The following is a 25,424-nucleotide window of genomic DNA, read 5'->3' on the forward strand; positions in this document are numbered from 1 at the left end:
CCTCTCATGACTACCTTTTTGTATAAAATTGATCGGCATACAGATTGAATAGATTAAAATTCAATTACCAGTTTAATCATTTTATGAAAAGATAAATGAAAGAATGCATCATATTTATAGCCATAACAACGAACGGGCAGCAACATCCTGCAGTCCTATTCCTAGTATTTTTTACCTATACACTACTACGAATGTGTATGCAGATTTTTTACCAAAATATATATAAGTTGTTCATTTACTGTATAACAATTCGGTGTTATACTCACAATATTCAAAAAGATTTTGTGAAAATATGTCGAATTGAGGCTTAATCGGATGATTATAGATAAAACTGAAGACGGCAAAACGATCGTCCTTATTCCATCGCTTGAGCCAGATGAGAGACTTCTAGCCTATGTACGGCAATTGCGAGAATATGGTTTGACCCATATTGTCATTGTGGATGACGGATCTGGTGAGGCATATCAGTCGATTTTCGAAGAGTTGGGTGAGAACGGGTGTGTTCTGCTGCGGCATGCGGAAAATCTGGGAAAGGGTGCTGCACTTAAGACAGGATTTAAGTATATTGGAGAGCAGTTTGATGCATCTTCGTTCGTCGTCACTGCAGACTCAGATGGGCAGCACGCAGCAGAGGATGTATACAGACTGGCGAAAGAAGCCAGGCAGCATCCTGATGCATTGGTTCTTGGGGTAAGGAATTTCAGCGAGGGAGGCATACCACCGAAATCTTTGCTGGGTAATCGAATGACGTCCTTTATTTTTGCTACGCTTTACGGCAAAAAGCTGTCAGATACCCAAACCGGGCTTCGAGCCTTTGGCCCCGGATTGCTGGCGTTCATGCAAGATGTTCGCGGTATCCGGTTTGAATATGAGCTGCAGATGCTCATCTCGTGCATTCAATCCGGTATACCGATTCATACTATGCCGATTCAAGTCATCTATGAGAATGGAAATGCAGGGACACACTTTAAAGCGATTCAGGACAGCGCTCGCGTGATGGGTGTGCTGTTCTCCAACTTCCTGCGGTTTATTTCCTCTTCCGTTGCGAGTTCTGTCGTCGATTTGGGAATTGCGTGGTTTTTGATCGACTTTTTGCGGCCTATATTGGGTCAGCAGGATTATCTAAGAATTTTGCTCGCCACCGTGATTGCGAGAATTATTTCTATTGTCGTCAACTATGTACTGAATAGGCACTTTGTATTCCGCAAAGAGGATAGTCAGGGCAGTCTATGGCGCTATTTGACATTGTGCGGATTTGTGATTGTGCTTTCCAGTACGGGGGTATATTTGTTCCATACGATTTTCTTCGTGGATGAGAAAATTGCGAAATTTGTCTGTGATGCCTTGCTGTTCCTGCTCAGTTTTCAATTGCAGCGAAGATGGGTATTTGCAGCAAGGAGGAAGCAGCTGTAGTGCAAAACGAAAAAAGGCAAAATGTTTTCTTTGTCATCACCATAATCCTGATGTCGATTTATTTGCTATGGCGGATGTTCTTTACACTCCCATGGGGAGAAGGCGTACTGAACGTCATCTTCGGCATTTTGCTCATTGTGGCTGAGACGGTAACTGTACTGACCACCTTTGAATTATTTTTTCAAAAGATGCAAAAGGAACGTACGCAACTCGACTTTCCCATCGTTCCTCCCGAATATTATCCGGATGTGGATGTGTTCATTGCCACTCATAACGAGCCTGTTGATTTGTTGTATAAAACCGTCAATGCTTGTACGTTCATGGATTACCCTGACAAGCAGAAGGTTCACATCTATCTGTGTGATGATGGAGCACGACCTGAGGTGGAGGAGCTTGCGAAGCAGTTTGGCGTAGGATATCTGGGGTTCCCGGGGAATAAGGATGCCAAGTCTGGTAATCTGAACAATGCACTGAGTAAAAGTTCTTCTCCGCTCATTGCAACCTTTGATGCAGATATGATTCCGCAGCATACCTTTTTGATGAAAACAGTCCCTTATTTCTTGCTCTCTACATTTATAGAAGAGAACGGGCAATGGCGTCTTCGCCGAGAGGATGAAATGGATAAGAAGTTCAAACTGGGGCTGGTTCAGACCCCTCAAAGCTTCTACAATCCGGATCTATTCCAGTTTAACTTGTATGCAGAGCAAGGTATTCCGAATGAACAGGATTTCTTCTCCAGAGAAGTGAACATTCTGCGTAATGCCTCTAATGCGGTAGCCTATACCGGAAGCAATACGATCATTTCCCGACAAGGTATGGAAGATATCGGTGGTTTCCCGCTGAATACGATCACGGAGGACTTTGAGACAAGCATCCGCTTGCAGCAGGAAGGCTATATTACCTATGCGACTCAAGAGGTTCAAGCTGCCGGGCAGACGACAACAACAGTCCCGAGCATGATTAAGCAGCGAATTCGCTGGGCAAGGGGTATTATTCAGAGCCTGCAGAATACGCGTGCTCCTTTATCCGAGAAGCTTCCTTTCTGGACGAGGGTAACCTATTTAAGCAGTTTCTTATACTGGTGGTCCTTCTTTAACCGGTTGATTTTCATTTTGGCACCCATTTTGTTTGCACTATTCGATTTCAAGATTGTAAACACAACCTTCTGGCAAATCTTAATATTCTGGCTTCCGTCCTATTTCTTCTACAGCGTATCGATGCGTTATCTGTCGAGCAATATTCGGAATCAGCGCTGGAGTCAGGTTATTGATACGATATTTATGCCTTATCTTATATGGCCGGTTCTCCTTGAAACGCTGGGCATCCGCGAGAAAAAATTCAAGGTTACGAACAAAAGCAGAGCGAATGGCCGCAAATGGATGTCTGCTCTGTTATATGCACTTCCGCATATCTTCCTGCTCTTGCTGTCGATTGCGGCTGTGATTCGGTATGTTAACGGCAAGTACGGCATCGCGCTGTTCTTCAGCAGTATCATTATTTTCTGGCTCGTTCATAATATGATTGCGCTGTGTTATGCTCTGTTCTTCATGATCGGGCGCCGTGCCTATCGGGAGACAGAGCGAATTCGGGCGCAGGAGGATGTCATGATCCACGACCAGGACACGAACGTGCGCTATGAGGCCAAGACAGTGGATGTATCTGAACAAGGCATTGCCTTTTATGTCCCGTATCCCATTTATCTACCTGAACAGAAGACGATCTCTCTGGTTGTAAAATCCGAGCGGTACGAGGCCCATCTCAATGCGGTCATTGTTTATGTGAAACAGGATGGGGAAGGCTGGCGTTATTCTGCGACGGTTCAGCCTATTGATGAGACGGATAACCGTCAATACATGCAAATCATCTATGACCGTAAACACTCGTTGCCAGAGCAGATGAATCTGTGGGATACGGCTTACGACGATATGCTGCGCAATGTGAAAAAACGTATCATTCAACCTAGATCGGATCAGCGAAAAATGCCGAGGCTTTCCCTTCAGCTTCCAGTTCAATTCACCAATCATGCGGGATGCACGCTGCGCAGCTTCAATTATCGTTTCTTTTCCGCCACGGGTCTCCATGGTGACATTGCGGCAGGAGCGGTCGTTACTTTTTATACGAAGAGTAATATTGAAGTCATTTTGCAGCATACAGGGAAAACAACAGCCAGTCGTCGTGAAGTGCTTCTCTCGGTGGAGAATATTGATGATATCGTGGAGCGGGGTTTGATTGATCAATTGCTGAGTGATTTGACCCATCCACATGCCGAGCGTTTCACCAGAGAGGGTTAGGAGAGATAGAGATGCTGTATATTCTTCAACTTGTGATGGGAGTTTTATTGATAATCTCCTTTATTGGTTACATGCAGTTTGTTCGAAAGGCACTATCTATACGTTGGGAGTTCATCCCTGTATTTGTGTTTTCCTCCATAGCATGCATTGTCTTTCTTAGCGGTTTGGCAGGGCTGCTCTATATTGGCAGCCTTGTCCTGCTTCTCGTCGGATTACTATTGTATGGGGGAATGGTGTTTCTCGGACTGCGCCGAGGGGCATCCTTTCGCATTTCTTTTTCCTTATTTCAATTTTCATTCCTGACAGGGACGTTCATTTTCTTGCTGGTACTCTTCCAAAATCAATTGACGCACTACGATAACTTTTCACACTGGGCGATTGTCTTGAAGCAGATGCTTAGCACAAATGCTTTTCCGACACCGGATTCGAACCTAATTGATTTTAAAAATTATCCGCTAGGGACCTCGTCGTTTATTTATTACGTCTGTCGCTTCATGGGGCATGACCAGTCCGTGATGCTCCTGGCACAAGGTTTGCTGATCTTTTCCTGTTTTTACGCCATGTTTGGCATCGTTTCCGAGAAGAAACGTTTTCTGCTGTATGCATTTCTCGGACTCGGGTTGTCTACACTGTCTTTCTTCAACCTTACGATTCGGATTACCAACCTGCTCGTGGATTTCTTGCTTCCGATCTATGCGCTCGCTATCTTGGCGGTCGTATACCAATATCGTCATGATATCAAGCGAGCATGTATAATCATGCTCCCACTTGCAGGAGTGCTGACAGTCATTAAAAGCACAGGCATTATTTTTGCAGCCATCGGCCTGATCTTCCTGGTGTATACATGGCTAAAACACAGACAAAAGTCCAGTTGGAAAGATGCACTCGCCGTGGTGGGCACCATCTGCGGTACATTGATTCCATACTTCGGCTGGAGCTGGCGGATGGCAACGGTATTTCAGGGCGTCGATAACAAATTCGATGTGGCCACTTCCGGCATTCAATCCGGCAAAACGGCGGAGCAGATGCATGAGATTCTGTGGCTGTTCTTAAAATCGAGTACGGATATTACGACTCGACCAGTCATCGGTATTGTTATTTTCCAGCTTGTAGCGATTGCGGCTTCGATATTTGCCTATGTAGTACTCCAGAAGAAGTGGAATTTGTGGAAAGCACTGATTGCGCTGGATGTCGTATTGTTACTGTATTATGCAGGCATTCTAGCGTTGTATCTCTTCTCCATGCCACTGGATGAGGCCATCAGACTGGCAGGCTTCGAGCGTTATGCGTCGAGTATCGTGGTGCTGTTCGCCGGTGGGCTGGTGCTGTGCGCTGCGATCGACATAGAGCGTTCATTCCACTACCGGATTGGTGAAGTGCCTGATTATCAATCCTTCAAGACGGTCGAGACGAAGGGGCATTATCAAAAAGGAATTATCGGCTGTATGGCGATTGCGGCGACGATCCTTTTATCGGAATACAACGGGATCGTCTCGATTGCCAAAACCTACGATACAACGCTCCCTTACAAAATCCATGCGGTTACCGGCGATCGCTGGTATAAAGATGGTCAGGAGGACAAGAACAGATATCTGTTCTACGCCTCGGACAGGGACCAGCAGGTCACCAATTATTACATGCAGTATGTCGGGAAGTATTTCTTGTATGCTCCGCATGTGGACGGGATCGTGTTGTTCTATGAGGATAATATGGACAATCTCCTGAGCGGCTACGATTATCTGGTCGTCGTGGAGACGGATCGTAACGCAAAGTGGTTGCTGAAAAAGCACTATGGCATTGACATGAAGGAAGGTATCTACAAGATTACCCGTTCCGGAGAACAGATCATTCTTACGCTGACTTGAGATCAACATTTATAGTGGGCTGTTCATGGGTCATGGATAGAATAAAAATGAGGCAGATACGGCGTTTAGCTCGCATCTGCCTCTTCTATATCAAGCACACCTTGTGCTTGATGAACCTATTCAATAGCATCACATGGCTCACAGGTGAGTTATTCAATGAAGTTTTTCGTTGCATTGTACATGCTTTCTGCATATTTGTCGATTTCATCTCGGGACATGCGTAAGCGGGCAACAGAGGTACCGTATCCAATTTCCTTATGACCTTCTTGTAATCCTTCGAAAATTCCATCTGCAAAGGCATCCAATGGCTCTCCATGCGTATGCAATCCTGTTCCACCCAGATCTGTACTTACTGCCGGAGGAGCAACTTCAATGACCTCTACAGACGTATCCGAAAGCTGGTGTCTCAGGCTGATTGTAAAGGAGTGAAGTGCCGCTTTAGTTGCTGAATATATCGGAGCAATGGCAAACGGTGTAAAGGCTAATCCGGATGTAACGTTAATTATCGTGGCCTCTTCTTTGGTTGCAAGATAAGCAGCGAACAGCATGGACAGATGAAAAGGAGCCTCAATATTCGTTGTAATTTCTTTGGCAAAATAACTCCAATCGTTCTTCGCATCCGCTGTCAGCATACTAAATCGCTGTTGGATACCAGCATTGTTGACTAACACATTCACTTCCGGATAGTTCGCAGTTACCCAATCAAACAACGCTACACGCTCGGATTCAATATTCAGATCATTCACATACGTAATAAGGCCCGGGTGTGCTTCTTTCGCATGTTGAAGTACAGCTTCACGTCGTCCCGTAACAATAACTGTATTTCCAGCTCTTAAGAAACGTTCTGCAAATGCTAATCCGATCCCAGAGCTTCCACCGGTGATGAGTACTGTATTTCCTGAAATTTTCATTATAGTATCTCTCCTCTTAGGTATCTTTTTGTTCGTTTCTTTCCTGTATTTGATGGGTGTAACGTGTAATTTTAAAATCAATGCCCTTTAGTGATTCCTGCATTAACGAAATTTCATCAAGTACCGCCCGCTTGTGATTTTGCATCATTTCAAGCCTTGCCTCGAGTGTACAGTTCCCTTCGATGATCCAATCCATATATTGCTTAATCTGACTAATGGGCATATGCGTGTTTTTTAAACAAACAAGGGTTTCCAATAAGGCCATCTGAACTTCTGAAAATAATCGCCTGCCAGCATCGTCACGCTCCATCATGGGCAGAAGTCCTTTTTTCTCATAAAAACGTAACGTTGAATCTGGAATATTCAATTGGGCTGATGCTTCGCTAATGGAAAAGTACTTCATGTTGGAGACCTCCAAATAGGTGTTAACTCTGTCGACAGGAATAGCATACGACTTAAACTATGGTTTAAGTCAATAAGGTAATTAAATTTCTCTTTAGGATGTAATAAGGCCTCACGGTAAAGGAAAGATGAACTCAGCTATAGCTTCTAACTATAACCTGCTATAGCTCTTTCGTAGAACGGTAAATCCGATCGGATATGTTATATTTAATTTTATAATTAATTTACGGGGAGATTAAACGATGAGCATTCAAACAGAACCTAAACAGCGTACCGTCACTCCATTTCGATATGATATTGTAGGCAGTTTCTTGCGCCCAAGCACGTTGAAAGAGGCCAGAGCGAAATACCAAAACGGTGAAATGACTTCTGGGCAACTAGAGGAAGTAGAAAACGCGGAAATTGTGAAGCTCGTGCAAAAACAAAAAGAAGTTGGCCTTCAAGCTGTAACGGACGGGGAATTCCGTCGCTCTTGGTGGCATCTGGACTTCTTCTGGGGACTTGATGGTGTGGACCGGACCATCATTGATCAAGGCTATGAGTTTAACGGTGCCAAATCCAGACCCGAAACAGCACGTCTGACCGGCAAAGTAAGTTTCAGCAGCCATCCGTTTGTTTCACATTATGCGTTCTTAAAAGGTGTTGCTGGCGATGACGTCGTTGCGCGTCAATCCATTCCTGCTGCTGCACAGTTCCTGTTTGAATTGGACCGTGCAGAAAATAAGGAAAGTACGCAAGCCATTTACCCGAACCGGGAAGAGCTGCTTTCGGATATTGCCAAAGCGTACAAAGAGGCCATCTTGGCTTTGTATGACGCGGGCTGCCGCAGCGTTCAAATTGACGATTGCACGTGGGGCGCACTTTGCGACCAGCAGTTCATGGCATTGATGGAGCAGATTGGCGTTAATGTGGCCGATTATGCAAACGAACTTGCGAAATTGAACGAGCAAGTTGTATCCGGTTTGCCGGACGACCTCGTCATAACGACACATGTATGCCGTGGGAATTACGTATCAACATATGCAGGTGTTGGTGGAGGTTATGAGCCGATCGCACAAACGCTCTTGAACATTGACAACTACTCCGGCTACTATCTGGAGTTTGATACCGACCGGGCAGGCGATTTCAAGCCACTTCGTTTCCTGAAAGACAACCAACAGGTCGTGCTTGGTCTGTTCTCTTCCAAATTTGGTGAGCTTGAAAGCAAGGAAGATATTCTGAAGCGTATCGAGGAAGCGAAGCAATATGTTGATCTGGATCGGATTTGCCTGAGCCCGCAATGCGGATTCGCTTCCACGGAAGAAGGCAATCATCTGACAGAAGAGCAGCAATGGCAGAAGCTTGCTTTTATCAAAGAAATTGCTGAAGAGATCTGGAAATAATTCATAAGCTAAAAGCATATTTTTACCCAAGAGTAGCCGTACGGACAGTGATCCGAACGGCTACTTGGCATTCCGATCCTTGCCTTAGTTTGACCAATGTTGGCCTTTATGATGTTGGGAATCGTTTATTTCAAATTTTCATATTGTATAGCCAGTTAAATGAGATACAATGCTATTATAGATAAGGGCATCCAGTGGGATGCCTTTACATATAGGAATGAAAAGAACTACATACATACCGAGGTGTCGACATTAATTTAAAGTGGTGAGCGGATGAAAGAATTGTACAGTCAGGTGAACCGAAAAACATATTATATTTCCATGTTAACGCTCATTGCTCTTATGTTATCTGGATTAATCCTATCGACGACAGAATTAAGCGGAATTACGGTGGGGTATGTTATCCATTTTTCGTGTGTGGCCATTCTAGCGGTTTGTTTGTTGATCTACCCCAAGCATGAAACCTATGTTTTCAGAAAGATCATCATCCTGTTTGCCTTTGCTTATTTCTATACCTTGTTCTTCTTATATCCAGAGACCTGGACTACGTACATTCTCATTTGTCTGATTCCCTCACTTGCCATTCTGTTTTTTGATTTAAAATTGTTTTATTTCTCCATCATTCTGAATGGATTTTTAATTTTGATCACGTTTGGCTACATCATCCTGATTGATCAAGGTAATATATATTCGTATTTACATCATGATATCCTGGGGAACCTCATTAATATTATAGCGAGTCAGATATTATTATTTCTCATTTTCCATTTATCCTTTAGTCGTATGAAAAAGCAGCAGCTTTATCATGAGCAATTACAACAATCGGAGCGATTAAAGATGATAGCCCATTTGACGGCTGCTGTGGCGCATGAGATTAGAAATCCAGTCACCGTTGTTCGAGGTTTTTTACAGTTATACAGAGAAGATCCTGCATTTGATGCTCCAGTCAAAAACAAGTTCAAATTGATGATTGATGAGTTGAATACCGTTGAACAGATTACCTCTCAGTTTCTAACCCTTTCCAAGCCTAATAAAGATCAGAAGCCAGAAAAAGTAAATGTGAACGCTGCTCTTCAGAGTGTAACAGGTCTGGTTCGTTCTTATGCGATGTTATCTGATAATCAGATGCATATCGAGGCAGAGGAAAATTGCTTCATTTTTATTAATCCTATTGAGTTTAAGCAGTTGCTGATGAATTTAATTAAAAATGCTTTGGAAGCTTCGAATATGGGCACTCCCGTCACTGTAATAGCCAAGAGAAATCAACATTATATCGAGATCAAAATTATGGATGAAGGAAGCGGAATGTCAGAGGATGAGGTGAAGTCGCTCGGGACGCCGTTTTACTCATTAAAAAGTAATGGAACCGGATTAGGATTAATGATCTGTTTCAATATTGTAGAAAAATATGACGGGGAAATTCATTATGAGAGTAAGAAAGGTGTAGGAACGACCGTTACGATTCGCTTCTTGGCTACGGATGGGGCTTATGTGTCTTCTACATGAATAGAGGAGGAATGGGTATGTTGCAGAAGTTTGGTGTAAACGATCAAGTACTGCGTCAGAATATGTTTATGGCGGATGAGGTTCAGTACAATCTTATTCATCGTATATGCGAGTCAGAGCGTTCAACCTGTCTAAAAGCATCTAATGAAACAATGATCTTTGCCCAGACTGAAGGGCACAACGCTTGGTTGTGGATTTCCAAAGAACTTGCAGCTGAACCAAAGAACAAGCTCTTGCAAGAACTTTTAGAATTTCTCAAGGGAAATGAGCTTCCGGGGATATCAGGAGATCGGAAGACTGTTGAACACTTTGTGAGGTATACTCAGAGGCTAATAGGCTTGAATTTGTCCCTAATATGATGATGGAATCCTACGTTTGTTCAGAGGTAAGAAAGCCAGCTCATGTAGAAGGTATATTGCATCTAGCTACAAGACAGCATTTGGAGAAAGTGGCGGAATTTTTAGCTGGCTTCTCAGAAGCAGCTTATGGAGTCAAAGTTGAACCGTCTAGTCAAATCTCAGCAGCAGAGTCAGCCATAGAAACAGGTAATCTGTATCTTTGGCTAATAGATGGTCACCCAGTATCCATGGCTAATATTGCACATCGCTCTCCAAGACATGCGAGAATTAATGCAGTATATACACCATCTGCCTTTCGTAAGAAAGGATATGCAACTGCAGTTGTGGCAGAATTATGTTCTATCCTCATATCAGAGGGTTTAAATCCGATGCTATATGCTGATTTGAAGAACCCTGATGCGAATAAGGTTTATCAAAATATAGGTTTTGTTAAAAGTGGTCAAGTGGCTGACATTAAATTCAAATAGGAGAAAAGTAGTTTCGAGCATGACATCACTGAGAATCAATTGTAGACATATACAGCATGCTTATCTTGATTCTCAGTGGCATGCTTATCACTCATGTTGGAGAATCTTCTCCATTATCCATTGGATCTCGGGATTGACAAGGTTCGCATAAATGCTTCTATATTGTCTGTCAGAAAACCGTTATTTTCTAATCCAGCATGAGCGATCATGTTTTTGATATCTTGGACAAACTCAGACAAGCTGGAAGTAGAGGCTTTTTCGAATCTGTTCTCCCCAGCGATATTCCCGGTCGATTTGGCTACGTCCTCTTTGTATTCCTTCAACCAGTCCTGATTAGTCGATACATTTTTGGCGAAACTCTGCAGGATACTGTTCCAGTCTTTTCCGTTCACAATCGCATCCTGGAGCTTGTCCAGCGTTTTCGGTTCAAATTTCTTCATCATATAATTTAGATCAATATAATCATCTGGAGCCCCAACAGGTCTCTGAGGAGGAGTCTCGTATTGGATTTCTTTCGTCTCAGGATCTACCGTTCTGGTTGTAGAGATGGCGGCGATTTGACGAATCGTATTCATGAATTCCGTCGCTTGATCCCCTTTCATATAGTTGTCCGCGATATACTTTGCTTGAGTGAGACCCAATTCCAGCAATGCTGATCTGTCCTCTTCCTCGGTTACGTTAGTAATGAAATTGGATTGAATGATGCCATAGACAGCTTCCTTCACCTCCGAGGGTTGATCTGCGAGTAGGCGATTTAAGGAATCATTGATTTGAACGGTTCCAAAATATGTAGCGGAATGATTTACAATATCGGATGCTGCCAACTGCCTGGAAGCCTGACTGATCTCCACTGTGTCGTTGTTATGTGACAGTTCGGGTATCGTGCCTGTGACCAAAGATGGTTTATCCGCCTGCTGTCTCGAGTTGATCTTGGCATTGAGGTCAAGCTGGGGCGAGCTTTGAATTTTCATCATGAACACACTCCTGTTCGTTTTGATATATTCCAAATATTCTCTTCTCATCATAGTATCGGAATAATATTCCATATTTTTTTATATTAATGGACAAAAAAAGCAATGGGCGTTTAAATAAACGGCCCATTGCTCTGTTGTCGATCCGATCAGCCTCCGTAAATACTGTAGGCAAAGTGGTATACAATATCCGTATCATTTGCGCTTGGACGACTCGTTACCTTCGCCAGCACACCACAAATATCATAGTAATGCGTGAAGCTTATGGCTCCCGGCAAGTATTGACTTATGCTCCCGGTTGAAGGAGGCAGGGATAACGTAGCAGTGAATTGACCGCTGCTGTTTGTCATCACCTTTGCACTGCGATATCTGTTGTTGCTGCCTTCGGACCAATAATCATTCTCCCAAAGAACCTCTACTTCCGCATTGGCTACCGCATAGTTATCTGAAGTCGCGGCAACGCCAGTTACCGTAAAACTGGTTCCCGTTATCCGGTAGTAGCGTCCATACGCATATGTGGGGTAGTCATTCGAACCGCCATTGGAATTATAACCTGTGATCACGACTTTATCCGCTCTTAGTACGGGTTGAAGATGTAATGAGTAGTTGTTATCCGAATAACTACTTGTTGTATACACCTTCAAATAATATGTTCCCGTGCCTAGAGACACATTGCCGTTGGTGGAGGGTATGAATACCATCCGATTGTTGCTTAATGCACCATACAATTCCGCCTTATAGCCATTTCCTACAGAGGCTTGATCCAGATCGATACGCATGGCATCATAATTTCTGCTTTCGGGAACCGTGATCTTATACCAATCCTGATCAACCTCCGAATTAATGGAGCGGCTTGAAAGAGTAGAGCCTCCAGCTGCAACCGTGAAAGGATAAGCATGAAGTGCATTTTCATCCGTCTCGTACGCATCATAGGTTGAGCTAGTGGAGACGGTTAGAGTGAATGGTTCATTAATGCTGCCTCCAACTGCGCCGTAGACTTCAATGAAGTAGGCTTTGGAACTGGCCGTGCTGTTTTTGGTACCCACATTTTCAGACAATGTTCTTGATCCATTTCCATAGTTATTCAGATACGTGCCATAAATTGAATAATCAATTGGTGTTGGGTTCAACTCACCAGTGGACATGTCAAATTCGTAGAGATATAGATCATAATCTAGCTGCGCCGAAGCAGGATTATCCATTTGTACTTGAAGTATGCTCCCCGGTTGTACATAGATAGGATATAAAAAGCTGGACGTACCTTCTTGTTGGATATAGCCCGTGTATGTATTAGTCTCTGCTGTGGCTGTAGCGATAACCGATTGCGGAGCCGAAATGAGTCCCTTTTGTAATTCTGAAGACGCGGTAGCCGATTCCAAATTTACAGATGCCTTTACCCGATGCTTCTTCAGTTTGGACGAATCCAACTCAGAAGCATCCTTGGTAAGTTCGGATATCATCTCCCCAGTTGGCTGCAATACCTGTTCTGCGACATGGGCATCCGGGTGAACTCCCGATTCGGCCATGTCATCGTCTGCAAACGCTTGAAAGCCGAAGGCAAAACTGAGAAATAGATTCATGACGACAACCATAGAAAGCGTCTTTTTCAAGTTTAAAATCCCCTCTCGAAATATAATAAAATTTTGCTACAATTGTATAATATACCAGTATTAATGGTTTGTTAAGTGGTTATTATAGGATGTTTTGAAGTTTCCTTGAACAAAATAGCTATATTGCTCGCCTGCTGAGTCAGGAGTAGAGGATATGATTGTTTTGGAAGGTTCCCTTCTTACTATTTCTTCGGCGTGTACCTTCTGGTTTACCGTAGCAAGCTGTTGTTTGCAAACCTCGATGCCGTGTTGAACGGGAATTGAGGGTTTGCTATAATTTACACAGGACGCAACGAAGAAGGGAGCCCTGTACGATGAAAAAGGCCAAACATACCTGTCCCTCCAATAGCAAGGCATTCGGCTTGGCATTGCAGGCCCTTGTGTTCATGTCTAATAGTTCTAACCGCTATCCAAGTAACAATATCGCCGATCAATTATGCTCAGAAGCAACATTAATTCGCCGAATATTGGCGAAACTCGCTCAGGAGAACATTCTGGAGGTTCGTGAAGGACGCGATGGAGGTTATCGCATGAAGCAGCCGCCGGAATCGGTGACACTGGCCGATATATATCTTTCGCTTCAGACCGAGGCATCGCTGTGTGAAGGAATGCTGGATTCCACAGGCGATCACTCCTTTGGTATGCAGATGTATGACATGTTCAGCGATATTACGGGGGAAATTAATCATAGCGTGTTGGAAATCCTGCGAAAATACACCATTGCCGACATGGCCAAACGAATGAGTCCGATCATGGAGAATTGACAACATCCCCATCCACATATATACTGTGCTTATATTAGCACAGTTAAGTGGTTTATTTTTATCTTTAACTGTGTTTAATAATACACAGTATATAAATGGGAGGCAAAATGGGATGGAGAGCGTAAAACAAGAGCAAAGCTTCATGGAAGTGGTAAAGGAAAGACGTTCTGTACGGCATTACGATCCTGCGTTCAACATTTCAGAGGAGGAATTGAAAGATATTCTGACTGAAGCAGCCCTTGCTCCATCTGGCGCGAACATGCAGCCATGGAAATTCATTGTCTTTAATGATCAGGCTCTGAAAGAACAATTGCTTCCCATCGCGAACAACCAGCAGCAGGTGGTAGATGCCTCGGCCGTTATTGCGGTGCTGGGTGATTTGGAGTATATCAAACAGGTGGATTCCGTTTACGACGCTTCTGTAGAAGCTGGTTATATGACGAAGGAAGTTAAGGATTCGTTGGTTACCAACATCAAGGGAATACTGGGAAGCATGGATTCTCAATATATCAGGGACGGCGTAATATTTGATTGTGGTCTAATATCAATGCAGTTCATGCTCGCCGCCAAAGCGCGCGGTTATGATACCGTTGCAATGGCTGGGTACGATAAAAATAAATTTATTGAAACGTTCGATATTCCCGATCGTTATGTTCCAACCATTCTCATTTCCATCGGCAAAGCCTCGCAACCGGGACATCCGACGACTCGACTGCCCATTGACGAGCTGACGTTCTGGAATGGTATCACAAAATAATGTAGGCCTCTCCATTGGGAGAGACACTCCTTATGAGTTAGTTCCCGTTCTAGCTATAAAGAATGACTAAAGCAAGATATCTTGGGGCTGCCATTACGGCAGCCTTTTCGTATTTCAGCATGAACATACATGGTGACCACCGATAAAAGGCGGGTGGTTGAGGCTGGGATTTCCCCCTTTTATGGAGCAATCGCCATCAACCAAATCTCCGGCCTGATACTATTCCAACTCAATCTCTTTTACGGTCTCGCCCTCAACCAGCACGGGCTGGTAATAGGTGTTGTTGGGCAGATCCTTTTTGCCTTGCAGCTTCTTGATGACCCAATCCGCAGCGTCACGGCCCATTTGTTCTTGGGGATGAGTTAACGTCGTGAGTTTGATGTTGGCATTCTTGGCGATGTACGAATTATCCTGGCCGATAATGGATAGCTCGTCTGGAATGGAAATGCCCAGCTTTCTACATGCATGTACAACCTCCAACCCCACCTCATCGTTATAACAGACAAGGGATGTTAGCGCATCTCTGTTTTCCTCCAGGAACACCTCCAGATTGGTGGAGAGGTCCGGCTTCGATGCCGTATCGAATGAAAGCACCTGCTCGGGATGAAACCGCAACTTGGCTTCGCCCAACGCTTTGATATATCCCTTCATTCGATACTTCCCTTGTAAATCATCCATTTTCGCGATAATGCCGATCTGGCTATGTCCTTTGGCGATCAGTTCCCGAGTAGCTAGGTAGCTGGACTGCACGTCATCCAGACAGAAGAAAGGCACCTCCAGCTCTTCATAAAAGGCATTGATCATCGTAAACGGTACATCTTGCTCTTTAAACGAAAGGTAGTACGCAATGTTGGGATTGTACAGATTACTCTTGGTCGGTTCGACGATCAGGCCATCCACACCGTAGGAGAGCATCATCTCAAGCGCCTTTTTCTCTTGCGCGACATCGTTATTGGTGCTGGCTAACAGCAACGAATAATTGTCTTCATTCAATCGGCCTTCAATGCCGCGGATGATGGAGGGGAAGATGTAATCGGAGATATACGTCGTGATGACGCCGATTGTTTTTTTCATCGTGTTCCCGCCAGTTCTGGATCGATAGAGATTGCTTACATAGGTGCCGGAACCCTTCTCACTTCTCAAAAAGCCCTCGTTCGATAGCTCCAAAATGGCCTTCCGCACCGTCTGGCGGCTAACGTTGTAGCTGTCCTGTAATGCGGATTCGGTAGGAATTTGTTCGCCTACGCTATAGGTTCCGGATAGGATATTGCTTTTGATATCGTCAATGATGACCTGATACTTTGGCTTCACACAGTCCACTTCTTTCATCGTTACTTATCTATATCAACGTTGTTGTTCAAATAGTTGTACGTACATATTCTAGCATGATTCAGATGGGATGGAAATAAAACCGAACATTTTTCAAAATAAACCGTACATATTTAGCCTTTTTGCATAGAGGTGTACCTTACAGCATAGCCATTTTATAGCCATATAAGACCTTTGAATAGTCAAATAGAGCACAACATGTGTCCTTTGTAAGTATAACTATTATATATTATTGACAAATGTACGTACAAAAAATATACTAAGGCTGTCAGAAAAGGAAAGCGCATTCTTTGAAAACAGAGACTTTATGAACCACCTTTATACAAAAAATCATGATCAGCTACTGCCTTAAGTAGAAGCTTCACCTTATATATGCATCTTTAGGGATGTGAAATCGCGACCAGAGAGGGGATACACGTGATTATGAGTCAACTGGACTTGAAAGACGCCATTATCAAGGGCGCTACTTCGCTTGGAATTGAATTTGGATCAACGCGGATTAAGGCGGTGTTGATTGACGAGCGTTTTGAGACCATCGCGTCAGGCAGTTATGAATGGGAGAACCTTCTGAAAGACGGATATTGGACGTACAACCAGGAGGATATCATCACAGGTCTGCAAACGGCTTATCGTGAGATGAAGCAAGATGTAGAACAAAAATACGGAATTACGCTTCGAACGGTCGGTTCTATCGGATTCTCAGCCATGATGCACGGATATATCGCATTGGATAGCGCAGGCGAACTGCTGGTACCTTTCCGCACCTGGCGTAACGCGACGACGGGAGCAGCTGCAAGGGAGCTAACGGAACTTCTGCAATTCAATATTCCGGAACGCTGGAGCATCGCTCATTTGTACCAAGCGATCTTGAACGAAGAGGCCCATGTGCCTCGCATCGATCACCTGACAACTCTGGCTGGATACATCCACTGGTTGCTGACGGGCAATAAGGCGATTGGCATCGGCGATGCTTCAGGCATTTTCCCAATTGACGAGTCTACGCATAATTATCACCCATCCATGATCCAACAGTTCAACCAACAGATCGCAGGCAAAGGTTATCCGTGGAAGGTCGAGAACCTTCTTCCGAAGGTATATCTCGCGGGTAAGAATGCAGGTGCATTGACGGAAGCGGGAGCGAAGTTGCTCGACCCTTCGCAAGATCTGCAAGCAGGCATTCCACTGTGTCCGCCAGAAGGCGATGCCGGAACGGGTATGGTGGCAACAAATAGCGTGAGAAAACGTACGGGGAACATCTCGGTTGGCACATCCGTATTTGCCATGATCGTACTGGAGAAGGAATTATCCAAAGTGTATCCCGAGATCGATATGGTTACCACGCCAGATGGTAGCCCAGTAGGGATGGTGCATGCCAACAACTGTTCCAGTGATATCAACGCATGGGTGGGATTGTTCCGCGAATTCTCTCAAGCGATGGGATATGAAGTGGATAACGGCAAGTTGTTCAGCGTGTTGTTCAACAAGGCATTGGAGGCAGACCCAGATGGTGGCGGCTTGCTCAGCTACGGTTACTACTCCGGCGAGAACATTACGGGACTTGAGAAAGGCCGTCCATTGTTCGTGCGCTCCCCGGAAAGCAACTTCAGTCTGGCGAACTTCATACGGACACATCTGTTCAGTGCCTTTGGTGCACTCAAGCTGGGCATGGACATTTTGACGGAGGAAGAGAATGTAGCCATTGACAGCATTTTGGCTCATGGTGGCCTGTTCAAAACCCCTGTGGTCGGGCAACGGATTGTAGCTGCTGCGATGAACGTACCGGTATCGGTCATGTCTACCGCTGGTGAAGGCGGCGCATGGGGCATGGCACTTCTGGCTTCGTACATGATCAACAAGGATCAAGAGGAGAGCCTGGATGTGTTCCTGGAGCAGAAAGTCTTCAACGATGTTGAGGGAGTCGAAGTGGCGCCGGATGCATCGGATGTGAAAGGGTTTGAAGCATTTATCGAACGCTATCGGAGTGGACTTGCGATTGAGCAATCAGCCGTGGATCATCTGGTAGAGAACGGGAGGGAATAACATGTTAGAACAACTGAAAGAAGAGGTATTCCAGGCGAATCTGGAACTGCCAAAGCACGGACTTGTGAAATTCACATGGGGTAACGTCAGCGCAATGGATCGGGAAAGCGGTCTGTTCGTCATCAAACCAAGTGGCGTCAGCTACGATACGATGAAAGCAAGTGACATGGTTGTGGTTGATCTGGACGGTAACGTAGTGGAGGGTGAGATGCGACCTTCCTCGGACACCGCAACACATGCCGTACTATATAAGCATTACTCGGAGATTGGTGGCATCGTGCACACACACTCCACATGGGCGACCATCTGGGCGCAAGCCGGATTGGACGTACCTGTAATGGGCACCACGCATGCAGACACGTTCTATGGGGCTGTGCCTTGCGCACGTTTCCTGAATCAGGACGAGGTTGATCGTGGATACGAAGCGGAGACGGGACGCGTCATTATTGAAACGTTTGAGCAGCGTGGAATTGATGTTATGGCTGTTCCGGCAGTATTGCTCCATGGTCACGCACCGTTTACGTGGGGGAAAGATGCCAAGTCTGCAGTGGTAAACAGTGTCGTGCTGGAGGAAGTGTGCAAAATGAACCTTTACGCGCGGCAGTTAAATAACTTCGCGAAAGAACTGCCACAAGGCATTTTGGATAAACACTATCTGCGAAAACACGGAAAAGACGCGTATTACGGACAGAAGTAATTAGGTTATAACAGTGACTGGAAGCATGTTCTGGCTTACAAGTGGTTTAGTGTGGGAATGATTTGTTCAACTATACTTTTTACACGATAACGGAGAGTGCAGAACCAATCTGAAGAAGCGAAGCGCTCGCGTTTATCACAGGATTTTCCCTTTGCAAAAAGGGAATCAAAAAATCCGGGGATAACCAGCGATCGGAAGATGGTACTGCAATCGCAGTGTTCTAGTGTAAACCCAAATGTTCAACTATAAAATAATGAAATGAGGATGAAAATATGTCAGCAACAGCAGCTAAACAGTTTTGGTTCGTCGTAGGTTCGCAGCATCTGTACGGGGAAGAAGCACTGGGTGAGGTTAAAGCCAACGCACAGAAAATTACGGATGCCCTTAATGCAAGTGGCGTTCTGCCATACCCGCTCGTATTGCAGGATCTGGCGGTAAGCGCAGATAAAATCACGAGCATCATGAAAGAAGTGAACTACCGCGACGAAGTGGCGGGTGTGATCACTTGGATGCATACGTTCTCGCCTGCAAAAATGTGGATTCGGGGTACGAAATTGCTGCAAAAACCGTTGCTTCATCTCGCGACACAATTCAACGAAAGTATTCCTTGGGCAACCATCGATATGGACTTCATGAACCTGAACCAAGCGGCACACGGTGACCGCGAATATGGCTTCATCAATGCCCGTCTGAGAAAACAAAACAAAATCGTTGTTGGCTACTGGGAGCGCCCAGAAGTGCAGCAGCAGGTTGCTGACTGGATGGACGTAGCGGTAGCTTATAATGAAAGCTTTAACATCAAAGTAGCGCGCTTCGGTGATAACATGCGTAACGTGGGCGTAACCGAAGGTGATAAAGTGGAAGCACAGATCCAATTCGGATGGACCGTTGATTACTTCGGCATTGGCGACCTCGTGCAATACGTGAACGCCGTAACAGAGCAGGAAATCGATGATCTGATTGCTCAGTATGGAGACCTCTACGAATTCGATTATGGCACGAACAGCAAGGAAGCTTGGGAAGCCAGCGTACGTGTGCAAGCGAGTTATGAGATTGCCATTAAACGTTTCTTGGACGAAGGTGGTTACAGTGCCTTCACTACGAACTTTGAAGATCTGCATGGCATGAAGCAGCTTCCGGGTCTGGCTGTACAACGCCTGATGGCTCAAGGGTACGGATTTGCCGGTGAGGGTGACTGGAAAACAGCTGCGCTGGATCGCTTGCTGAAAATCATGGCCCATAACGAGAACACGGGCTTCATGGAAGACTACACATACGAGATGGCCGCTGGACAGGAAGCGATCCTGCAATCTCACATGCTTGAAGTCGATCCGACACTTGCCAGCACGAAACCAAGAATCATTGTGTCCCCACTGGGTATTGGCGATCGCGAAGATCCGGCACGTCTCGTATTCGATGGTAAAGCAGGTGAAGGTGTCGTGGTATCCATGGCAGACTTCGGTACACATTACAAACTGTTGATCAACGAAGTATCTGCATTTGAGCCTACCGTTCCAGCTCCTAACCTGCCGGTAGCACGTGTTCTGTGGAGCGTGAAGCCGAACTTCCAAGATGGAGTGAAAGCGTGGATCGAAAATGGTGGTGGTCACCATACAGTTGTATCCTTGAACCTGACTACAGATCAGATCGTGACGTATGCGAAGCTGGTGAATCTGGAGTACGTTATTATTAAGTAAAAGTTGAGCGGTAGCTACTGCCTGAACTCAACCAATTTTTTTCTCTGTGGCCGGGGGTTAACCCTCGGCCATTTGTTTGTTATGCTGGGAAGCATGTTGTGAAGCTGAGCAAGGATTGCTTTTTCATCGAAAAGGGATAAGAAATGAAGGAGGAAGGACATGTATACAAAAGAAAGCTTGATGCAGCAACTGGAGCAGCTTGGTATGGATAGGCAAGGCACGTTGCTCATTCACTCTTCAATGAAAAGTATAGGCGAGGTTGAAGGTGGAGCAGACACGGTGTTGGATGCATTTAGCGACTATATGAAAGAGGGATTGTTGGTGCTTCCCACGCATACGTGGTCTACCATTAATGCGGATAACCCAGTGTTCCACGTGGAAAATTCTACCTGTTGCGTGGGCATTCTGCCTGAACTGTTTCGTCAACGTCCGGGCGTGGTTCGTTCCTGGCACCCTACGCACTCGGTAGCAGCACTGGGACGGGACGCAGAGGCGTTTACGAAGGACGATCATCTCTTCGACACACCTTGTGCGAGAGGTTCAGCATGGGGGAAACTGCTCGATCGGAAAGCGACGATCTTGTTAGTAGGCGTTGACTTGAAGCGGAATACATTTATCCATGGGGTCGAAGAGTGGGTGGACATCCCAGGACGAATGACGGACGAGCATGAGATGCTGTATACGGTTTTACCAGATGGAAGCCAGATTTCAGTACCATCCCGCAGACATTGTGGGTTGCCATGGTCGGAGCATTTCTGGAAAGTAGATGAGGTATTGGTTCGCGAAGGTGCGATGAGTAAAGGCAAGCTCGGTGATGCAGTGGTTAGAGTGTGTGATGCGGCTAAGACAGCAGCGGTAATTACGGAGATGCTGAAGGATAATCCGGACTTATTCTCGGACAACGAACCCTTTTATTCCCCTAAATATGAAGCTGATCTGGTCGGAATGAGTCATGAAGCATATCTCAGAAACGAGGCACGTTATAAGCAACAGTTGGAGTTGTTGATCGCTGAGAAGCAGGTCGCTGAAGGCGAACGTTTACTTGATCATGAACAAGTTATAGCTAAAATACGGGAAGAGTAGATGCAGCCTGATCAGTAGGGGAAGTACTACAACAAGGGAGATAACTCCGTGAATGGTTTGGATCATTTGAATGAAGCGATCAGACCTTCACCATCTACAGGATACGTGCTTAGCTGGGCGCGCTGCAAAAAAAAGCAGATCTGTCTCATATAGGACAGATCTGTTTTTGATAGGTGCAGATTAATTCAAGCTCTCCAAAAGCGTCTTGATTGATGTGTCAAGATTCAGCGCATTCAAGATTACGGTGAGCGCCTCCGCACGTGTGGAGCTGCCCTGTGGATCGAATACGCCGTTGCTCTTGCCGCTGATAATTCCTGCAGCTGCGGCTGCCTTGACTTCATTGGATGCATAAGAGCTTACACGGGCCATATCTAAGAAGCTTCCTTTGGAAGCTTCTTTATCCACTTCATTCAGGTCCACAATTCGGGACAGGATGACGACCATTTCTTCCCGGCTGATCGTTTGATTCGGCTTGAAGGTTCCATTGCCATAGCCATTCAGCACCCCTGAGCCAACAAGCTTCTCAACATCGTTCTTGGCCCAATGATTTTCAATGTCGCTCAAAGACACGATATGCTCGGAACGGCTGCTAATCTCGAATACGCGAGAGATCAGCGTGGCGAACTCTGCACGTGTGATATTGCCATCAGGCTTGAACTGTCCATTCCCGTAACCGGTAATCATCTGCAGCTTCACAAACGTATCAATTATCTTTTTAGCCCAGTGTTTTTGAATGTCTGCAAATGCAACCTGGACATTCGCATTCTTGGCTTCAGCTATCTTGGACTCCATAGCTTTAACCAAGTCTGCTTCATTAATAACACTACTGATGAAAACCTTATTCACAACTTCAGGAGTCGGTGTCGTCTCAGCCGCAGGTGCAGAGGACGTTGCTGATCCAGAGGTTGTCGGTGTAGGTGTTGTTGTGGACGTGGATGAACTGCTGCTGGATGGCGTTCTCGGTGTCACCGCATTGGAGACATCAGAAGCCATACCATGGCCTACACTATTGATAGCTCTTACCGTAAAGGTATACACCGTTTCGTTGGATAGCCCGGTGATTGTGATTGGGCTTGCCGTTCCCACGACTGTGATGTTCCCTGGCGAGGCTGTGACCTCATACCCGGTTATGGCGCTTCCTCCATTTTCCACTGGTGGCTTGAAGCGAATCGTAGCTTCCCTGTTTCCTGCTACTGCAGTCACATCCGTTGGTGCCGCCGGTACGGTTTTGGGTGTAGCGCTAACCTGGTTGGATGCCGCGCTTTCTCCTCCGGGGTTCATTGCCTTCACCACAAAATAGTAGGGCGTTCCATTCGTTAATCCTGTTACATCGTAGCCGTATACCGAATCGGCAACCGTAACTTCTTCCAAGCCGTAATCCCCACTAGACGTACTTTTATATATTTTATACCCAGTGGAGCCTGCCACCGCACTCCACACCAGACTTATCTGTGCATTGCCCGGTATAGCCGGCTCCAGGATCGGGGCTCCAGGCGCCGGGACCTGCGGTGTTGCACTTACTTCTTCAGAAGCTTCACTTGCTCCCGATGGATTCAAGGCTTTAACCACAAAATAGTACGTTGTCCCATTACTTAATTCGGTAGCGTCATAGACGGTTCCGGTGACCATAGCAACGGCTTCTCCATAATCCCCAGAGGCTGTTCGTTGATATATGGCGTAGTTGACTGAACCATATACTTCACTCCAACTCAGAAGAACATGGCCATCTCCAGCCGTAACACACTCTACACTTGGCGCAGCTGCCCCAGGCCATGGAAGGGTCACAGCCGTGCTCATCAGCTGTGTCAATTCGGGAGCGTCGAAGGCAAGCTGCGCTTCTGTCACCTCAGAGGCATTCTCGGCGCCAAGATCAGTAAACGTGACTACACCTTCGCGGGCCGTCGCTGTCTTCGTTCCTGTAAGTGTCCATTCACCTGTATCCTTCTTCGATACCGTTACGACGGTGCTGCTGTCTCCTGTACTCGTATTACCATATTTATCTTGTAGCTTCACGACGGGCTGTTGCGCGAACTCGTCGCCATTGCTGGACGGTGCCGTAATATCCGTGGTCAGCTCCATCGCAACCGCGTCTCCCGCCATCGGTGCAAGGCTCAGCGCATTCGCCGCAGGCGTTGCCACATCTGCTACACTGAAGCTGATGGTCTGCTCGCCCGCTTTGTTCAGCTGCAGATTCACGGTCGCTACTCCGCTTATGAAGGTAACGCTGATTGTATTCGGCGCTGCCGTCAGCGCTGTCCCGTTGAAGCTGCCGTAGGATTGATCCGGAGCCTCTTCATAACCGGATATCGTCACATCATGGGTTCCACTGAACGTCGTATCCGTATTTCCCACGGAGTCCTTCACGGTCAGCGTGACTGCATTATCGGTACCAACTCCTGGAGTCGAAGTTGCTGTGGATGCACCGACCGTATACGCTGAAGCAAGAAAAGTCAGCTTCCGAATACTGTTGTTACCAATATCCGCTATATAGAGATTCCCGCTGCTGTCTACCGCCACTCCATTCGGGCTCTTCAATTGGGCCGATGTCGCCGATCCTCCGTCTCCCGAATAGCCGCTGACACCCGTGCCAGCTATCGTGCTGATATTACCGGACTTATCTACTTTACGGATCCGATTGTTACCACTATCCCCTATGTATAGATTTCCGTTGCTGTCTACCCTCACTCCATTCGCGTAGTTCAATTTGGCTAATATCGCTGGTCCTCCGTCTCCTGAAAAGCCTCCAACTCCAGTACCAGCCACGGTGCTGATATTATCAGACGTATCTACTTTACGGACACGTTGGTTACTTAGATCCGAAATATACAGATTTCCATCGCTGTCTACTGCTATTCCAGCGGGGTTGTTCAATTTGGCCAACGTCGCCAACCCTCCGTCTCCCGCATAGCCTCCTTCTCCCGTACCAGCCACCGTACTAATATTACCGAACGTATCTACTTTCCGAACCCGGTTGTTACCACTATCTCCTATATACAGATTTCCGCTATTGTCTATCGCCACTCCATTTGGGGAGCTCATCTTGGCCGATGTCGCCGATCCTCCATCTCCCGAATAACCACTCACACCCGTACCAGCTACCGTACTGATATTACCGGACTTATCTACTTTACGGATCCGGTGGTTACCACTATCTCCTATATACAAATCTCCCATACTGTCTACCGCCACTCCATTCGGGCTATTCAATTGGGCCACCAACGCCGATTCTCCGTCTCCTGAATAGCCTCCAACTCCCGTGCCAGCGACCGTGCTGATATTACCGGACGTATCTACTTTCCGAATCCGATGGTTCAAAACATCGGCTATATACAGATTCCCACTGCTGTCTACCGCCACTCCTCGCGGAAAATACAATTGGGCCGATGTCGCTGGTCCTCCATCTCCCGAATAACCGCCTACACCCGTGCCAGCCACCGTGCTGATTATGTAGCTACTTGCTGCATAAGCTTTCCCCCCGAGCAATTCAGACATTGGTGCCGTTATTAATAGAAAAGTCAATAAACAAGCCATAATCTGGTTTAGCTTTTTACTCATTCGTACTTCTCCTTCCCTTGAATCAAGATTGTCCTATATCGGTCCATGTGTTGCTGTTCCATAATCGAAAATTCAATTACAATCTGTATTACTATACAGGCAAGCTCTTAACATTCACTGAACAAGAGCGTTATGGGCAGGAAAGGAGTATAGAAACGACAAAAACGATGAAATCAAACGGATTGAAATCCACAAACCCGAATTCGTACTTAGCCCCGGTGCTTTTCAATCTTACTCATTCCCCAAAGTTCGATTTGAACCCAAACGGTCTGAAAGTTCAAGCTATGGGGAACAAAAATCAGACGTTGATTTGAGCACTCTCATC

Annotated in this window: 18 protein-coding genes and 1 pseudogene; 13 read left to right on the forward strand and 6 right to left on the reverse strand. The window is 45.9% G+C overall.

Annotated elements, in window-relative coordinates; all coding sequences use genetic code 11:
- The first annotated feature begins 315 nt into the window (after window positions 1–315).
- From BMW94_RS24305 to BMW94_RS24315, 3 genes are read left to right on the forward strand one after another with little or no spacing between them, the layout of a single operon-like run.
- Complete coding sequence (locus BMW94_RS24305; RefSeq protein WP_091001386.1) at window positions 316–1,413, forward strand: bifunctional glycosyltransferase family 2/GtrA family protein; 1,098 nt, start codon at window positions 316–318, stop codon at window positions 1,411–1,413.
- Window positions 1,413–3,704, forward strand: coding sequence for a glycosyltransferase family 2 protein (locus BMW94_RS24310; protein ID WP_175480834.1), 2,292 nt, complete (start codon window positions 1,413–1,415; stop codon window positions 3,702–3,704). Before BMW94_RS24305 ends, BMW94_RS24310 begins: the two co-directional genes overlap by 1 nt.
- Window positions 3,705–3,715: 11 nt before the next feature.
- Window positions 3,716–5,569 carry a hypothetical protein gene (locus BMW94_RS24315; protein ID WP_091001388.1) on the forward strand — a complete coding sequence of 618 codons (1,854 nt, stop codon included), beginning with the start codon at window positions 3,716–3,718 and terminating at the stop codon, window positions 5,567–5,569.
- A 149-nt stretch (window positions 5,570–5,718) separates the two neighbouring features.
- Here BMW94_RS24315 and BMW94_RS24320 read toward each other — a convergent pair whose 3' ends face one another.
- Window positions 5,719–6,480, reverse strand: a complete 762-nt coding sequence (locus tag BMW94_RS24320) for an SDR family oxidoreductase (protein WP_091001389.1) — start codon at window positions 6,478–6,480, stop codon at window positions 5,719–5,721.
- 16 nt (window positions 6,481–6,496) lie between these two features.
- Window positions 6,497–6,883 (reverse strand): MerR family transcriptional regulator, encoded by a 387-nt coding sequence (locus BMW94_RS24325; protein ID WP_091001390.1) that lies wholly within the window; start codon window positions 6,881–6,883, stop codon window positions 6,497–6,499.
- A gap of 241 nt (window positions 6,884–7,124) precedes the next feature.
- Between BMW94_RS24325 and BMW94_RS24330 the strand changes: the two genes are divergently transcribed.
- The 4 genes from BMW94_RS24330 (at window position 7,125) to BMW94_RS31005 (ending at window position 10,596) form a co-directional block, all read left to right on the forward strand.
- Window positions 7,125–8,264, forward strand: coding sequence for a 5-methyltetrahydropteroyltriglutamate--homocysteine S-methyltransferase (locus BMW94_RS24330; RefSeq protein WP_091001391.1), 1,140 nt, complete (start codon window positions 7,125–7,127; stop codon window positions 8,262–8,264).
- A 273-nt stretch (window positions 8,265–8,537) separates the two neighbouring features.
- Window positions 8,538–9,770, forward strand: a complete 1,233-nt coding sequence (locus BMW94_RS24335) for a sensor histidine kinase (RefSeq protein WP_091001392.1) — start codon at window positions 8,538–8,540, stop codon at window positions 9,768–9,770.
- Window positions 9,771–9,787: 17 nt separating this feature from the next.
- Complete coding sequence (locus BMW94_RS31000) at window positions 9,788–10,129, forward strand: hypothetical protein (protein WP_254790346.1); 342 nt, start codon at window positions 9,788–9,790, stop codon at window positions 10,127–10,129.
- Window positions 10,126–10,596 (forward strand): GNAT family N-acetyltransferase, encoded by a 471-nt coding sequence (locus tag BMW94_RS31005; protein ID WP_254790347.1) that lies wholly within the window; start codon window positions 10,126–10,128, stop codon window positions 10,594–10,596. The genes BMW94_RS31000 and BMW94_RS31005 overlap by 4 nt, the downstream gene beginning before the upstream one ends.
- 113 nt (window positions 10,597–10,709) lie before the next feature.
- Here the strand turns inward: BMW94_RS31005 and BMW94_RS24345 are convergent, their stop codons facing one another.
- Entirely contained in the window at window positions 10,710–11,570 is an 861-nt protein-coding gene (locus tag BMW94_RS24345) for a hypothetical protein (protein ID WP_254790348.1), read from the reverse strand.
- Between the two features lie 146 nt (window positions 11,571–11,716).
- On the reverse strand, window positions 11,717–13,186 hold the full coding sequence (locus BMW94_RS24350) for a hypothetical protein (RefSeq protein ID WP_091001393.1): 1,470 nt from the start codon (window positions 13,184–13,186) through the stop codon (window positions 11,717–11,719).
- Between the two features lie 305 nt (window positions 13,187–13,491).
- On the opposite strand from BMW94_RS24350, the gene BMW94_RS24355 reads away from it, so the two are divergent.
- Window positions 13,492–13,941 (forward strand): RrF2 family transcriptional regulator, encoded by a 450-nt coding sequence (locus BMW94_RS24355; protein ID WP_091001394.1) that lies wholly within the window; start codon window positions 13,492–13,494, stop codon window positions 13,939–13,941.
- A 112-nt stretch (window positions 13,942–14,053) separates the two neighbouring features.
- Complete coding sequence (locus BMW94_RS24360; RefSeq protein ID WP_091001395.1) at window positions 14,054–14,698, forward strand: nitroreductase family protein; 645 nt, start codon at window positions 14,054–14,056, stop codon at window positions 14,696–14,698.
- Window positions 14,699–14,917: 219 nt separating this feature from the next.
- On the opposite strand, the gene BMW94_RS24365 is transcribed toward BMW94_RS24360, so the two are convergent.
- Complete coding sequence (locus BMW94_RS24365; protein ID WP_091001417.1) at window positions 14,918–16,009, reverse strand: GntR family transcriptional regulator; 1,092 nt, start codon at window positions 16,007–16,009, stop codon at window positions 14,918–14,920.
- Window positions 16,010–16,450: 441 nt separating this feature from the next.
- Here BMW94_RS24365 and BMW94_RS24370 point away from each other — a divergent pair, with 441 nt between their 5' ends.
- The 4 genes and pseudogenes from BMW94_RS24370 to BMW94_RS24385 form a co-directional block, all read left to right on the forward strand.
- Window positions 16,451–18,067, forward strand: a complete 1,617-nt coding sequence (locus BMW94_RS24370) for a xylulokinase (RefSeq protein WP_091001396.1) — start codon at window positions 16,451–16,453, stop codon at window positions 18,065–18,067.
- A 1-nt stretch (window position 18,068) separates the two neighbouring features.
- Window positions 18,069–18,764: an L-ribulose-5-phosphate 4-epimerase gene (locus tag BMW94_RS24375; RefSeq protein WP_091001397.1), complete on the forward strand. Its 696-nt coding sequence runs from the start codon at window positions 18,069–18,071 to the stop codon at window positions 18,762–18,764.
- A 272-nt stretch (window positions 18,765–19,036) separates the two neighbouring features.
- Window positions 19,037–20,461 carry an L-arabinose isomerase gene (araA, locus tag BMW94_RS24380; RefSeq protein WP_091001398.1) on the forward strand — a complete coding sequence of 475 codons (1,425 nt, stop codon included), beginning with the start codon at window positions 19,037–19,039 and terminating at the stop codon, window positions 20,459–20,461.
- A gap of 159 nt (window positions 20,462–20,620) precedes the next feature.
- Window positions 20,621–21,370 (forward strand): annotated as a pseudogene (locus BMW94_RS24385) (AAC(3) family N-acetyltransferase); the annotation flags it as partial.
- A 354-nt stretch (window positions 21,371–21,724) separates the two neighbouring features.
- Here BMW94_RS24385 and BMW94_RS30770 read toward each other — a convergent pair.
- Window positions 21,725–25,099 carry an NHL domain-containing protein gene (locus BMW94_RS30770; protein WP_217648201.1) on the reverse strand — a complete coding sequence of 1,125 codons (3,375 nt, stop codon included), beginning with the start codon at window positions 25,097–25,099 and terminating at the stop codon, window positions 21,725–21,727.
- Window positions 25,100–25,424 lie beyond the last annotated feature (325 nt).

It is taken from the genome of Paenibacillus sp. OK003, assembly GCF_900109515.1.
Taxonomy (GTDB): Bacteria; Bacillota; Bacilli; order Paenibacillales; family Paenibacillaceae; genus Paenibacillus; species Paenibacillus marchantiae.